Annotated in this window: 10 protein-coding genes; 8 read left to right on the top strand and 2 right to left on the bottom strand. The window is 63.0% G+C overall.

Annotated elements, in window-relative coordinates; all coding sequences use genetic code 11:
* Window positions 1-4 precede the first annotated feature (4 nt).
* Window positions 5-427 carry a ferric iron uptake transcriptional regulator gene (fur, locus tag QD280_RS07350; RefSeq protein ID WP_043333352.1) on the top strand — a complete coding sequence of 141 codons (423 nt, stop codon included), beginning with the start codon at window positions 5-7 and terminating at the stop codon, window positions 425-427.
* Between the two features lie 200 nt (window positions 428-627).
* On the opposite strand, the gene recN is transcribed toward fur, so the two are convergent.
* Window positions 628-2298, bottom strand: coding sequence for a DNA repair protein RecN (gene recN, locus QD280_RS07345; protein WP_107335699.1), 1671 nt, complete (start codon window positions 2296-2298; stop codon window positions 628-630).
* A 376-nt stretch (window positions 2299-2674) separates the two neighbouring features.
* Here recN and grpE point away from each other — a divergent pair, with 376 nt between their 5' ends.
* From grpE to dnaJ, 3 genes are all read left to right on the top strand, one after another.
* Window positions 2675-3298, top strand: a complete 624-nt coding sequence (gene grpE / locus QD280_RS07340) for a nucleotide exchange factor GrpE (protein ID WP_043333357.1) — start codon at window positions 2675-2677, stop codon at window positions 3296-3298.
* Window positions 3299-3501: 203 nt separating this feature from the next.
* Entirely contained in the window at window positions 3502-5424 is a 1923-nt protein-coding gene (dnaK, locus tag QD280_RS07335; RefSeq protein WP_279838816.1) for a molecular chaperone DnaK, read from the top strand.
* Window positions 5425-5593: 169 nt separating this feature from the next.
* Entirely contained in the window at window positions 5594-6745 is a 1152-nt protein-coding gene (gene dnaJ / locus QD280_RS07330) for a molecular chaperone DnaJ (RefSeq protein ID WP_043333362.1), read from the top strand.
* A gap of 176 nt (window positions 6746-6921) precedes the next feature.
* Here dnaJ and QD280_RS07325 read toward each other — a convergent pair whose 3' ends face one another.
* Entirely contained in the window at window positions 6922-7950 is a 1029-nt protein-coding gene (locus QD280_RS07325) for an esterase-like activity of phytase family protein (protein WP_279834161.1), read from the bottom strand.
* A 215-nt stretch (window positions 7951-8165) separates the two neighbouring features.
* Between QD280_RS07325 and dapB the strand changes: the two genes are divergently transcribed.
* The 4 genes from dapB (at window position 8166) to greA (ending at window position 14490) form a co-directional block, all read left to right on the top strand.
* Entirely contained in the window at window positions 8166-8972 is an 807-nt protein-coding gene (dapB, locus tag QD280_RS07320; RefSeq protein ID WP_043333367.1) for a 4-hydroxy-tetrahydrodipicolinate reductase, read from the top strand.
* 601 nt (window positions 8973-9573) lie between these two features.
* Window positions 9574-10719 (top strand): glutamine-hydrolyzing carbamoyl-phosphate synthase small subunit, encoded by a 1146-nt coding sequence (gene carA / locus QD280_RS07315; RefSeq protein WP_192839084.1) that lies wholly within the window; start codon window positions 9574-9576, stop codon window positions 10717-10719.
* A gap of 67 nt (window positions 10720-10786) precedes the next feature.
* Window positions 10787-14017, top strand: a complete 3231-nt coding sequence (carB, locus tag QD280_RS07310) for a carbamoyl-phosphate synthase large subunit (protein ID WP_107335696.1) — start codon at window positions 10787-10789, stop codon at window positions 14015-14017.
* Window positions 14014-14490, top strand: a complete 477-nt coding sequence (gene greA / locus QD280_RS07305) for a transcription elongation factor GreA (protein ID WP_043333374.1) — start codon at window positions 14014-14016, stop codon at window positions 14488-14490. Before carB ends, greA begins: the two co-directional genes overlap by 4 nt.
* Window positions 14491-14608 lie beyond the last annotated feature (118 nt).

Raw genomic sequence — 14608 nt, 5'->3', positions numbered from 1 at the left:
CAGCATGGCCGATCAGAACCATGAACTGCGCAAGGCGGGACTCAAGGTAACCCTACCGCGAGTCAAGATCCTGCAGATCCTCGAGAAATCGACGGATCGACACCTGAGTGCCGAGGACGTGTACAAGGCGTTGCTTGAGGCTGGCGAAGATGTCGGTCTGGCGACGGTTTATCGTGTGCTCACACAGTTTGAAACAGCGGGACTGGTGATGCGTCACAACTTCGATGGCGGTCACGCCGTCTTCGAACTGTCCCAGGAAGAACACCATGACCACATGGTATGTCTGGACAGCGGCGAGATCATAGAGTTCTGTGATCCCGAGATCGAGCGCCGTCAGCGCGAGATCGTCGAGGAGCACGGCTATGAGCTGGTCGAGCATGCGCTAGTGCTCTACGTGCGCCCCAAGGGCGACAAGAGCGACAGCTGACGCGGGTTGCGTCAGGGATGACGTGGCCGGAGAGCCTTCTCCGGCCAGATACACGAACGGCCGCCCACAGGGGCGGCCGTTCGTGTATCTGGCGTTCATGTTTCCTCAATCCATGACTCTGGCGTTCGTCTTGTAGAGGAGCATCATTGGACGAATGGACGTCGCTGGCAGTGCATGAACGGCGACTTTGACGACAGCGCTCAGTGGCGGCTGTCGGCAGCGCCCAGCATCTCGCGGGCATGGGCGAGGGTCTGCTCGGAAAGGTGAATGCCGCCCAGCATGCGTGCCAGCTCGCGCACACGGCCGCTTTCATCCAGTAGCGCCATGTGCGTGCGGGTCGTGTCCTTCTCGGCCTGCTTCTCTATATGCAGGTGCTGATGCGCCTGTGCGGCGACCTGCGGCAGGTGAGTGACGGTCAGCACCTGGCCCTTGTCGCCCAGGCGACGCAGCAGCTGGCCGACGATCTCGGCGGTAGCGCCGGAGATGCCGACATCGACTTCATCGAAGACCAGGCTGGGGATGGTCGAGCGACTGGCGGCCACGACCTGGATCGCCAGTGACACACGCGAGAGCTCACCGCCGGAGGCGACCTTGGCCAGCGCACGTGGCGGCTGGCCCGGGTTGGCGCTGATGCGGAAGTGGATACGCTCCATGCCTTCCGGCTGCGGGCGCTCCCGCGCCTCGATGGCGACCTCGAAGGTGGCCTTGCCCATGCCGAGGAAGGCCAGCTGGTCCTGGATGTCGCTGGCCAGTTGCGGGGCGGCAGTGGCGCGTTTGGCGCTTACCTCACTCGCCAGCCCCTTCCAGGCCTCGCGACGCTGAGCCACTTCTTCGCGCAAGGCTTCGATGGCCTCCTCATCGCCACCCAGGCCGTCGAGTTCTTCGCTCAGGCGCTGATGAAGGCCATGCAGCTCGTCCGGCATCACATGATGCTTGCGCGCGATCTGATGAATGCGGCTCAGGCGCTCATCGACGAAGGCCAGACGCTCGGGATCGAGTTCGGTGACTTCCACGAAGCGATGCAGTTCACGCGCCGCTTCTTCTATCTGGATGCGCGCTTCCTCGAGCATGCCCAGTGCACTGGCCAGTGAGCCGTGCTCGTTGCCCGGCAGATGCGCCAGGCGCGCCAGGGCCTGGTTGAGGCGCGGCAACGCACCTTCTTCGTCGTGATCACAGCATTCGGCGGCGGACTGCGCCTCGGCCAGAATCTGCTCGGCATTGGCCAGCGTTTCCTGCTCCTGCTCCAGGGCTTCCAGCTCCCCTTCGCACAGCGCCAGTTCATCGAGCTCCTCGACCTGATAGCGCAGCAGCTGGCGGCGCGCACGCACCTCATCGCCATCATTGCTCATGCGCTTGAGGCGACGATGCGCCTCCTGCCAGTGACGGAAGTCCTCGCGCAACTGGGCAGCCTGAGTCTCCAGGCCCGCATATTCGTCGAGCTGACGCAGATGCGTCTCTTCCTTGAGCAGGGAGTGATGGGCGTGCTGCGAGTGGATGTCGATCAGGTGCTCGCCCAGCTCGCGCAGGTCGGCGATGGTGCAGGGCGTGCCGTTGATCCAGGCCTTGGAGCGGCCGCTGGCAGTGATGACGCGACGCAGCAGGCAGTCGTCGCTGCCCAGTTCGCGCTCATCCAGCCACTGACGGGCGTCGCCAAGCTCACTGATATCGAAACGCGCGATGAGGTCGGCGCGGTCGGCGCCATGCCGCACGCTGCCGGCATCGGCGCGCTCGCCCAGACACAGGCCGAGGGCGCCGAGCAGGATGGACTTGCCAGCACCGGTCTCGCCGGTGATAGCGGTCATGCCGCGGCGGAAATCGAGTTCCAGCGTTTCGACGATGGCAAAATCTTGGATGGCGAGTTGCAGCAGCATGACTACCTCCGAGGGGGCTTTGACGTACGCCGTGCTGGGGAAACATCAGCGGACCCGGACTCGATGGGCGGGCTACGGTGTCGCCATACAGTATGTTTATACAGTGAACATGGCTTTTTATACAGCACGTTCGGGTGGCCTTCAATCCACGCCGGACTCAGTGGGGAGAAAAGCCCGCGGCAAGGCTTGAGAAGCGATGTGCTGTCCCCATATAGAGGCACTGACACTTTCAGTCGGCAGCAATGGCCTGGCCTTGCTGCCTCTCAAGGCAACTCATGGCCTGTCTGTCAGCCAGTGCGCGTAATGCTTCGCGACAAGCTCAGCAGGCCACGAATCAGGGCAATGGCGCATAGACGCCGGCCCGCAGGAGATCAGCATGGCTCAGGACCCGCAGACCCCGATGGATGAAGAGCTTCAGCGTGCCGCTCGCGATGCCGAGCCGCAGCCGGAAACGCCGGAAGGTGAAGTGATCGACAACGTACTGGATGCCGACGATACCGGCGCCGAAGGCTCTCTGGTGGACAACCCGGAAGCCGAGATGCTGGCCGCCCAGGTCGAAGAGCTTGAGCAGGCCGTCAAGGAAGCCAAGGACCAGGCGCTGCGTGCGGCTGCCGATGCGCAGAACGCGCGCCGTCGTGCCGAGCAGGACGCCGAGAAGGCGCGCAAGTTCGCGCTGGAGAAGTTCGTCAAGGAAATGCTGCCGGTGGTGGATTCCCTCGAGAAGGCGCTGGAATCCATGTCGGGTGACGAAGCGGCCAAGACCCACGTCGAAGGCATCGAGATGACCTTGAAAATGCAGCTGGATGCCCTGAACAAGTCAGGCGTCGAGCAGCTGGATCCGCACGGCGAGCCCTTCGATCCGGAATACCATCAGGCTGTCGCCATGGTGCCGTCCCCGGACGCGGAGCCGAACAGCGTCATCGACGTGATGCAGAAGGGTTACACCCTCAATGGCCGCCTGGTGCGTCCGGCGATGGTGGCAGTCAGCAAGGCCTCCTGAGGCCTGCGCGCTCCCGACGCCCGATAGGCGTTGGATCGCGCCCTGTGGGGGCTCAGGGCGATCCGGCCCGGGAAAATTTGCCCGGCCGGGTCTTGAAACCCTGACACGCGACCCCATCTAGAGAAACAAGTTCAGGCACCGACACAAGGTGCCGACATCCAGACTTATCTTTCAGGCTAGCAACAGATTCGAGGTATACGATTATGGGACGCATCATCGGTATTGACTTGGGTACTACCAACTCCTGTGTGGCAGTGCTCGACGGCGAGAAAACTAAGGTCATCGAAAACGCTGAAGGCGGTCGCACCACACCGTCCATCATCGCTTACACCGACGACAACGAGATTCTGGTCGGCCAGTCGGCCAAGCGTCAGGCAGTGACCAACCCGGAGAACACTCTCTTCGCGGTCAAGCGCCTGATCGGTCGCAAGTTCAAGGATGATGTGGTTCAGAAAGACATCAAGATGGTGCCGTACAAGATTGTCGAAGCCGACAACGGCGACGCCTGGGTGCAGGTGAAAGACAAGAAGATGGCACCGCCGCAGATCAGTGCGGAAATCCTCAAGAAGATGAAGAAGACCGCGGAAGACTACCTCGGTGAAGAAGTCACCGAAGCCGTCATCACCGTTCCGGCCTACTTCAACGATTCCCAGCGTCAGGCGACCAAGGACGCCGGCCGCATCGCGGGTCTCGACGTCAAGCGCATCATCAACGAGCCGACTGCCGCAGCCCTCGCCTACGGCATGGACAAGTCTCGTGGTGACAAGACCATCGCGGTCTACGACCTGGGTGGCGGTACCTTCGATATCTCCATCATCGAAGTCGCCGACGTCGACGGTGAGACCCAGTTCGAAGTGCTCGCCACCAACGGCGACACCTTCCTGGGTGGTGAAGATTTCGACATGCACCTGATCAACTACCTGGTTGACCAGTTCAAGGCAGACAGTGGTATCGATCTGTCCGGCGACAACCTCGCCATGCAGCGTCTGAAGGAAGCCGCCGAGAAGGCCAAGATCGAGCTGTCCAGCGCTCAGCAGACCGACGTGAACCTGCCGTACATCACGGCTGACAACACCGGTCCGAAGCACCTGAACGTCAAGGTGACTCGTTCCAAGCTCGAGTCTCTGGTCGACGACCTGGTCGCACGCTCCCTGAAGCCGTGCCAGACCGCACTGTCCGACGCCGGCCTGTCCGCCTCCGAGATCGACGACGTCATCCTGGTCGGTGGTCAGACCCGCATGCCGCTGGTGCAGTCCAAGGTGGCCGAGTTCTTCGGCAAGGAAGCCCGCAAGGACGTCAACCCGGATGAAGCGGTCGCCGTCGGCGCCGGTATCCAGGGCGGCGTGCTGGGCGGCGACGTCAAGGACGTGCTGCTGCTGGACGTGACGCCGCTGACCCTCGGTATCGAGACCATGGGTGGCGTGCTGACGCCGCTGATCGAGAAGAACACCACCATCCCGACCAAGAAGTCCCAGGTGTTCTCCACCGCTGACGACAACCAGGGCGCGGTGACCATCCACGTCCTGCAGGGTGAGCGCAAGCAGGCCGCGCAGAACAAGTCTCTGGGTCGCTTCGACCTGGCCGACATTCCGCCGGCACCGCGCGGCGTGCCGCAGATCGAAGTCGCCTTCGACCTGGATGCCAACGGTATCCTGAACGTGTCCGCCAAGGACAAGGCGACCGGCAAGGAACAGTCCATCGTCATCAAGTCTTCCGGCGGGCTGTCCGACGACGAGATCGAACAGATGGTGCGTGACGCGGAAGCCAACGCCGACGAAGACAAGAAGTTCGAGGAAATGGTCCAGCTGCGCAATCAGGCCGACGGCATGATTCACGCGACCAGGAAGACCCTGACCGAAGCCGGTGACAAGGCCGAAGCCAGCGAGAAGGAAGCCATCGAGACGGCGATCTCCGAGCTGGAAGAAGCCCTGAAAGGCGACGACAAGGATGCGATCCAGGCCAAGCTGGATGCACTGACCGAAGCGTCCGGCAACCTGGCGCAGAAGCTCTACGCTGAGCAGGGCGCCCAGGGTGAGCAGGCTGCCGAAGGTCAGGCTGGCAAGAAGCAGGACGACGACGTGGTTGACGCCGAGTACGAGGAAGTCAACGACGACAAGAAGTCCTGAGGGATTTCTTGAACGACGTCTGATGACAGCGCGGGAGCCTTGTGAAGGTGTCCCGCGTTGTCGTTTGCATCGGTGGCGCCTTGCGCTAGCCGCGAGCCACCGGTGACAACCGGCATTCCAGAACAGACCGGCAGCCTCAGGCTGCCAGCAATCCAGGCGGACCTGATCCATGTCCAAGCGTGATTATTACGAAGTGCTTGGTGTCGAGCGTGGCGCCGACACCAAGGACATCAAGAAGGCGTACCGACGCCTGGCCCAGAAGCATCACCCGGACCGCAACCCGGATGATGAAACTTCGGCCGAGAAGTTCCGTGAAGTCTCTGAAGCCTACGAAGTGCTGTCTGATGCTGACAAGCGCGCCGCCTATGACCAGTTCGGTCATGCCGGTGTCGATGGTCAGGGCGGCGGTGGCTTCGGTGGCGGCGGCTTTGGCGGTGGTGGTGCCGGCGGCTTCGGCGATGTGTTCGGCGATGTCTTCGGTGACATCTTCGGTGGCGGCGGTGGTCGTCGCAACCCGAACGCTCCGCAGCGCGGCAGCGACCTGCGTTACAACCTGGATCTCGATCTGGAATCGGCGGTTGCCGGTACCACGGTCGATATCCGCGTGCCGCGTCTGGCCGCCTGTGGCCACTGCGATGGCGATGGTGCCGAGCCGGGTTCCAGCAAGGAAACCTGCCCGACCTGCAATGGCATGGGCAAGGTGCGCATGCAGCAGGGCTTCTTCGCGGTCGAGCAGGCATGTCCGACCTGCCACGGTCGTGGCGAGAAGATCAGCGTGCCGTGTCGCAAGTGTCACGGCGAAGGCCGCGTCCAGGAATCCAAGACCCTCTCGGTCAAGATTCCGCCGGGCGTCGACACCGGCGATCGCATCCGCCTGAACGGCGAAGGCGAGGGCGGTGTCAACGGCGGGCCGTCAGGTGATCTGTATGTGCAGGTCAACCTGCGCGAGCACGAGATCTTCAAGCGCGATGGTCGTCATCTGCAGTGTGAAGTGCCGATCAGCTTCGTCGATGCGGCGCTGGGCGGTGAGCTCAACGTGCCGACCCTCGACGGACGTGTCGTGCTGAAGATTCCGGCCGAGACCCAGACCGGCAAGCTGTTCCGTCTGCGCGGCAAGGGCGTCAAGCCGGTGCGCGGCGGCCCCGCCGGGGACCTGCTGTGCAAGGTGGTCATCGAGACCCCGGTCAGCCTGAATGAAGAGCAGAAGGAGCTGCTGCGTCAGTTCCAGCAGAGCCTCGGTGATACCGGCAAGAGCCATTCACCGAAGGAGAACAGCTTCTTCGATGGCGTGAAGAAGTTCTTCGAAGACATGAAGCCCTAGGCATTCGCCTTGCTGTCCGCGGGCCAGCCCCGTGGATGGCCTTCATGCCAGAGAACCCCGCATTCGACTTGTCGAGTGCGGGGTTCTCGCGTTTCAGGCTCGGTGGCTCGGTCAGGCAATTCAGTCCAGTAACTCAGTCTGGTAACTCAATCCAGTAACCCAGCCCGGGGGCATGGCTATTCCGGCACCGATTCAGCCGTGAAGGCTTCTGGTTCGATGACGGCAAAGCAGCTCAGCAGCGTGGTCTGGAAGCTGCTGAAGTTGTCATCCGAGATCATCAGGAAGCGATTGCCTTCCAGATGCGTCAGCCCTTCGAAGTTGTCCAGCGACCAGCCATCGCCGCTCGACAGGCGTGCCAGGGTACGCACCTCGGCCTGGGTGCCGGGCTCACCGAGATGCGCGCGGCGCAGACTGATCACCAGCGGGAAGGGCGGCGAGAAGGCGCGCTCCAGCATCAGCATGTCACCGTCGGGCAGCATCTCCATTGCGGTCAGGCTCGAGCCGGTGTCGCTGGCCAGCGGGTAGCTCCACTCGTGCTTGTCATCGAGGCTGAAGATGCGCGTCATACCGTCGCTCATGCCCTCGGGCGTGGCTTCCAGTCCGGCGAGCATGCCGTATTCCGGGTGCAGGGTCAGGGCTTCCATGCCGTTGTTGGGCGCCGCGCCGCGCGCGCCCATCGGGGTGAAGGGCTCGCTGACGGCCAGGCCGCTGGGCAGGAAGTGCTCGACGCGTGGCTGCTGCTCGAAGCTGATCACCAGGCGGGAATCGCCACGGCGGTCATTGTTCGCGCGCAGCAGCTGCAGGCCCTCGGCATCACTGAGGGCGCCGCGCAGCGAGACATCGGTCTCGTCGCGCAGGGTGTAGGTATTGAGCGCCTTGGCCCCGACCAGCTCACCGTGACGGAAGGCGAGCCGCAGACGATGCAGCCAGCCGCGGTCCGACACGGCATACAGCAGTGACTCGTCCTGGTCCCAGCCGATGTCCGACAGGCCCCCGACGGGAGTGTCATCCAGCCATTTGCCCGGCAGCCTGAGCGTGCCGCACCACTGGATTTCCGGGAACTCGCTCTTCTGTTCCGGCGATGCCAGCGTGTAGGGGCGCGGATGAACGCCGCAGGCGCTCAACAGGCCGGCGAGCGCCGTGGTGACAGCGAGGGTCTGGAGCATGCGCCAGCGGCGCGAGGCGGGGGATTGGCGTGCAGGCATGCTGACTCCGGAGACTGAGCGGTGATGAGAAAAATGACGATCAACAGGAGACAACCTGGTACGAGGCTACTCTAGCGCGTAACCGGCACAAATACATGACGTCAGCCAACGCTGCAGGCGGCTGATATACTCGTGGCCACAGCATAGGTGGCACGCTCGCTCGGGGCATGCTCGCGGGCTGTCACCCTCAAGACCCACAACAGGCAGGAGTCAGCATGACCCGTATCGCAATCATGGGCGTCGCCGGACGCATGGGACGCACGTTGGTCGAGGCCGTCGGTGCAGTGGAAGGTCTGACGCTGGCGGCGGGCATCGTCGAATCCGGCAGCTCCCTGGCGGGCGTCGACATCGGTGAGCTGGCCGGTCAGGGTCGTCTGGGCGTGGTCGCCAGCGACAGTCTGGCTGCCGTGGTGGATGACTTCGATGTGGTGATCGATTTCACCGCACCGCAGGTGACGCTGGCCAACCTGGCGCTGTGCGCCGAGCACGGCAAGCGCATGGTGATCGGCACGACCGGTTTCACGCCGGAGCAGCTCGAGCAGCTGGATGGCTACCGTGACAGCGTGCCCTTCGTGTTCGCGGCCAACATGAGCTCCGGCGTCAACCTGACCCTCAAGCTGCTGGAAACCGCCGCGCGTGCCCTGGGCGATGCCGGCTACGACATCGAGATCATCGAGGCGCACCACCGCCACAAGGTCGATGCTCCTTCCGGCACGGCGCTGGCGATGGGCGAAGCCGTGGCGCATTCCATCGGGCGTGATCTCGCCACCCACGGTGTCTTTGCACGTGAAGGTCAGTGCGGCCCGCGTACCGACAAGGAAATCGGCTTCGCCACCGTGCGTGCCGGTGACATCGTCGGTGAGCACACCGTGATGTTCGCCACCGAAGGCGAGCGCATCGAGATTACCCACAAGGCGTCGAGCCGCATGACCTTCGCCAAGGGCGCGGCACGCGCGGCCGAATGGCTGTCAGGACGCGAAGTCGGCCGCTATGACATGCAGGATGTGCTGGGGCTCAAGTGAGTGAAGTAGAGAGCAAAGTGGGGAGCGAAATGGAGAGCCAAGCGCTGAGATGACAGTCTGGCGACATTCAGGAGAATTTCTTGAAAGCTGTCTCGGTGGGCAGGATGCGGCGCAAGCGTGAGCCATTCTGGCCGCCTTGCGCCGCTGGACTGCGTCGCTTTACAAGCGCTGTGCAGTGTCCCGGCTCGGCCAAGGGTTTCGTCAAGCTGACCGCGGCGACGAAACGACCGTATCGTGGGCCTTGTCGCCTGCTGGCGGGGCATGCGTGGGGTGGTCAGCACCCAAGGATTCCGGTAATCTCTACCCAATTTGGCCACGTTCTTGGCCGCCCTATTGGTTGCCGTTTTGGCAGCGCTCGGGCCAGCAGCATTCCGAAGAATGATAACAAGCGGGATGAAACCTGATTTTTCGGTTTCGTCCCGCTTTTTTGCAACCTGAATTTGCCGCTTCTGGCGCGCGTCTGTCCAGTGACAGGCACCTGGCCGAAGTCGGCAGCGGGACACAGGCTCGGCGAATGCCGAGCACGATAATCAAGCAGCATGTCCGGTGTTCGACCGCGGATTCCGGGCAGGAAAGTGGACACTATGGGGAGGACGTTGCGTTGATCAAACCCGCGATACTGGCCTTGGAAGACGGCAGTGTATTTCACGGCAGCGCCATCGGTGCTGATGGGCAGACCAGCGGCGAGGTAGTGTTCAACACTGCCATGACCGGCTACCAGGAAATCCTGACCGATCCCTCCTACACCCGACAGATCGTCACTCTGACGTATCCGCACATCGGCAATACCGGCATCAACGACGAGGACACCGAGTCCGACAGCGTCGCAGCCGCCGGCCTGGTCATCCGCGACCTCCCGCTGCTGGCCAGCAACTTCCGTTCCACTCGCTCCCTCGATCAGTACCTGCGCGACGAGAATGTCGTCGGCATCGCTGATATCGACACGCGTCGCCTGACGCGCATCCTGCGCGAGAAGGGCTCCCTGAACGGTGCCATCCTCGCCGGTGAAGATGCCCAGGGTGATGACGCCGTCGAGCGCGCGCTGGAAGCGGCACGCGCCTTCCCGGGTCTGAAGGGCATGGACCTGGCCAAGGAAGCCTCCTGCAGCGAGCAGTTCGAGTGGCACGAAGGCGAATGGACACTGGGCGAAGGCTACGCCGATACCCGTGAGTCCGAGCGTCCCTTCCACGTGGTCGCCTACGACTACGGCGTCAAGCACAACATCCTGCGCATGCTGGCATCCCGCGGCTGCCGCCTGACCGTCGTGCCGGCGCAGACGCCTGCCGCCGAGGTACTGGCGCTCAACCCGGATGGCGTCTTCCTGTCCAACGGTCCGGGCGACCCCGAGCCCTGCGACTACGCCATCACCGCGATTCGTGAAGTGCTCGAGACCGACACGCCGGTCTTCGGCATCTGCCTGGGTCACCAGCTGCTGGCGCTGGCCTCCGGCGCGACTACGGTCAAGATGGGCCACGGTCACCATGGTGCCAACCACCCGGTGCAGGACCTCGACAGCGGTGTGGTGATGATCACCAGCCAGAACCACGGCTTCGCAGTGGATGAAGCGGGCATGCCGAGCAGCCTGCGCGCGACCCACAAGTCGCTGTTTGACGGTAGCCTGCAGGGCATCGAGCGCACCGACCGCCCGGCCTTCAGCTTCCAGGGTCACCCGGAAGCCAGTCCCGGCCCGCAGGACGTCGCCCCGCTGTTCGATCGTTTCATCGAGATGATGCGCGCGCGACGCTGAGCCGAGCGCAGGCCCGAGGGCCTGATCCATCGTTGAGTTCAGTCACCAGATCATTGCGGGAAGAGACATGCCGAAACGTACAGACCTAAACAGCATCCTGATCATCGGCGCCGGCCCCATCGTCATCGGCCAGGCGTGCGAGTTCGACTATTCCGGCGCACAGGCCTGCAAGGCCCTGCGTGAAGAGGGTTACCGGGTCATCCTGGTCAACTCCAACCCGGCAACCATCATGACCGACCCGGTGATGGCCGATGCGACCTACATCGAGCCGATCACCTGGGAAACCGTGGCGCGCATCATCGAGAAGGAACGCCCGGACGCCATCCTGCCGACCATGGGCGGCCAGACCGCACTGAACTGTGCGCTGGCGCTGGAGCGCGAAGGCGTGCTCGAGCAGTACGGTGTCGAGATGATCGGTGCCAACGCCGACACCATCGACAAGGCCGAAGACCGTGATCGCTTCGACAAGGCGATGAAGAAGATCGGTCTGGCGTGCCCGAAGGCCAAGGTCGCGCACTCCATGGAAGAAGCCTGGGAAATCCAGGCCGAGCTGGGCTTCCCGTCCATCATCCGTCCCAGCTTCACCATGGGTGGTTCCGGCGGCGGCGTGGCGTACAACCGTGAAGAATTCGAAGAGATCTGCCATCGCGGCTTCGAGCTGTCGCCGACCCGCGAGCTGTTGATCGACGAGTCGCTGCTGGGCTGGAAGGAATACGAGATGGAGGTCGTTCGTGACAAGAACGACAACTGCATCATCGTCTGCGCCATCGAGAACTTCGACCCGATGGGCGTGCACACTGGCGATTCCATCACTGTCGCCCCGGCCCAGACCCTGACCGACAAGGAATACCAGCTGATGCGTGATGCATCGCTGGCCGTTCTGCGTGAGATCGGCGTCGAGACCGGCGGTTCCAACGTCCAGTTCGGCATCTGCCCGGACACTGGCCGCATGGTCGTGATCGAGATGAACCCGCGCGTGTCGCGTTCCTCGGCGCTGGCTTCCAAGGCGACCGGCTTCCCGATCGCCAAGATCGCCGCCAAGCTGGCCGTCGGCTACACCCTGGATGAGCTGCAGAACGACATCACCGGTGGCAAGACGCCGGCGTCCTTCGAGCCGTCCATCGATTACGTCGTCACCAAGATTCCGCGCTTCACCTTCGAGAAGTTCCCGCAGGCCAATGACCGCCTGACCACGCAGATGAAGTCGGTCGGCGAAGTCATGGCCATCGGCCGTACCTTCCAGGAATCCCTGCAGAAGGCGCTGCGTGGCATGGAGACCGGCGTTGACGGTCTCGACCCGATCGTCGAGAACTTCAGCGACGAGAACATGGCGCGTATCAAGGGCGAGCTGCAGGCCGCCGGTGCTGAGCGTATCTTCTACATCGCCGATGCCATGCGTGCCGGTCTCGATATCGAAGAGATCTTCCGCCTCACCAACATTGACCGCTGGTACCTGGTGCAGCTGGCCGACCTGATCGCTCAGGAAGGCGCAGTGGCCGCAAGCTCGCTGGGCGAGATGGACGCTGATCGTCTGTTCCGTCTCAAGCGCAAGGGCTTCAGCGATGCGCGCCTGGCGCGTCTGATGGGCGTGTCCGAGAAGGCCTTCCGCAAGCACCGTCAGAAGCAGGGCATCCGTCCGGTCTACAAGCGCGTCGACACCTGTGCCGCCGAATTCGCGTCCGACACCGCCTACATGTACTCCACCTATGAGGAAGAGTGCGAGGCGGAAGTCAGCGACAAGAAGAAGATCATGGTGCTGGGTGGCGGGCCGAACCGTATCGGTCAGGGCATCGAGTTCGACTACTGCTGTGTCCACGCCTCCCTCGCCATGCGCGCGGACGGCTACGAGACCATCATGGTCAACTGCAACCCGGAAACGGTCTCGACCGACTACGACACTTCCGATCGCCTCTACTTCGAGCCGGTCACCCTGGAGGACGTGCTGGAGATCGCCGACAAGGAACAGCCGGTCGGTGTCATCGTCCAGTTCGGTGGTCAGACGCCGCTGAAGCTGGCGCGTGAGCTCGAAGCCGCCGGTGTGCCGATCATCGGTACCACGCCGGACGCCATCGACCGCGCCGAAGACCGCGAACGTTTCCAGCAGATGATCGAGAAGCTCGGTCTGATCCAGCCGGAAAACGCCACCGCGCGCAGCTTCGAGGAAGCCTTCGTCAAGGCCGAGGTCATCGGTTACCCGCTGGTGGTGCGCCCGAGCTACGTGCTGGGCGGCCGCGCGATGGAAATCGTCTACTCCGCCGCCGAGCTCGAGAATTACATGACCCACGCGGTCAAGGTCTCCAATGACTCGCCGGTGCTACTGGATCACTTCCTGAACGCGGCCATCGAGGTCGACATCGACGCGGTGTCCGACGGCAAGCAGGTCGTGATCGGCGCCATCATGCAGCACATCGAGCAGGCCGGTATCCACTCCGGTGACTCCGCGTGCGCACTGCCGCCGTACTCGCTGCCGGCAGACGTCCAGGAAGAGATGCGCGAGCAGGTCAAGCGCATGGCGCTGGAACTCAACGTCGTCGGCCTGATGAACGTGCAGCTGGCCTGGCAGGATGGCGTGATCTACGTCATCGAGGTCAACCCGCGCGCTTCACGTACCGTGCCGTTCGTCTCCAAGTGCATCGGCCAGTCGCTGGCGCAGATCGCCGCACGCTGCATGGCCGGCCAGACCCTGGAAGAGATCGGTTTCACCCAGGAAATCGTGCCGACCTTCTACAGTGTGAAGGAAGCGGTGCTGCCGTTCGCCAAGTTCCCGGGGGTCGACCCGATCCTGTCGCCGGAAATGAAGTCCACCGGCGAAGTGATGGGCTCCGGCGATACCTTCGCGGAAGCCTTCTACAAGGCGCAGCTGGGTGCCGGTGAAGCCATCCCGACCCTGACTGGCGATCGCAAGGCCTTCCTGTCCGTGCGTGAGTTCGACAAGGCGGGCGTTATCGAGGTGGCCCGCTCTCTGGTAACATTAGGCTTTACGCTTTGTGCTACCCGTGGCACGGCAGAGGTGATCGCCGCTGCCGGCCTCGAGGTTGAACCCGTCAACAAGGTGTTCGAAGGGCGGCCGCATATCGTCGACATGATCAAGAACGGCGAGATCGCCTATATCGTCAACACCACAGAGGGACGTCAGGCCATCAATGACTCGTCCGTGATCCGTCGCACGGCGCTGGCGCACAAGGTGCCCTACGCCACGACGCTGGCGGGTGCCAATGCCGTGTGCATGGCGCTTGCCTACGGCAACGACGTCAAGGTCCGTCGTCTCCAGGATATGCATGCAGGAGTCATGATATGAGTAGAAGTCCGATGACCGTCGAAGGCGAAGACCGCCTTCGCAAGGAGCTCGAGCACCTAAAGGGCACTGAGCGTCCCCGGGTCATCGCTGACATCGCGGAAGCCCGTGAGCACGGCGATCTCAAGGAGAATGCCGAGTACCACGCCGCGCGTGAACAGCAGGGTTTCATCGAGGGTCGTATCCAGGAGATCGAGTCCAAGCTCTCCATGTCCCAGGTGATCGACGTCACCAAGTTGCCGAAGACCGGCAAGGTGATCTTCGGCACCACGGTCGACCTGATGAACCTCGATGACGATAGCGAAGTGCGCTATCGCATCGTTGGCGAAGATGAAGCCAGCATCAAGGACGGCAAGATCTCCGTCACCTCTCCGATCGCGCGTGCGCTGATCGGCAAGGAAGAAGGGGATGTCGTGGTCGTGCGTACCCCGGGTGGCGATGTGGAGTATGAAATCTCCGAAGTGCATCACATCTGAAGTGCATCGCCTCTGATTCGTCAGATCCTGATGTCGTGACAGCCCTGCCGGTAACCCCGGCAGGGCTGTTTTTTTGCCTGCGGGCACGAAATCCTTCAGGGAGGCGGCTCTCAGCGTC

Source organism: Cobetia sp. 1AS1 (assembly GCF_029846435.1).
Classification (GTDB): Bacteria; Pseudomonadota; Gammaproteobacteria; order Pseudomonadales; family Halomonadaceae; genus Cobetia; species Cobetia amphilecti.
This window is presented reverse-complemented; position numbering and strand designations above follow the sequence as displayed.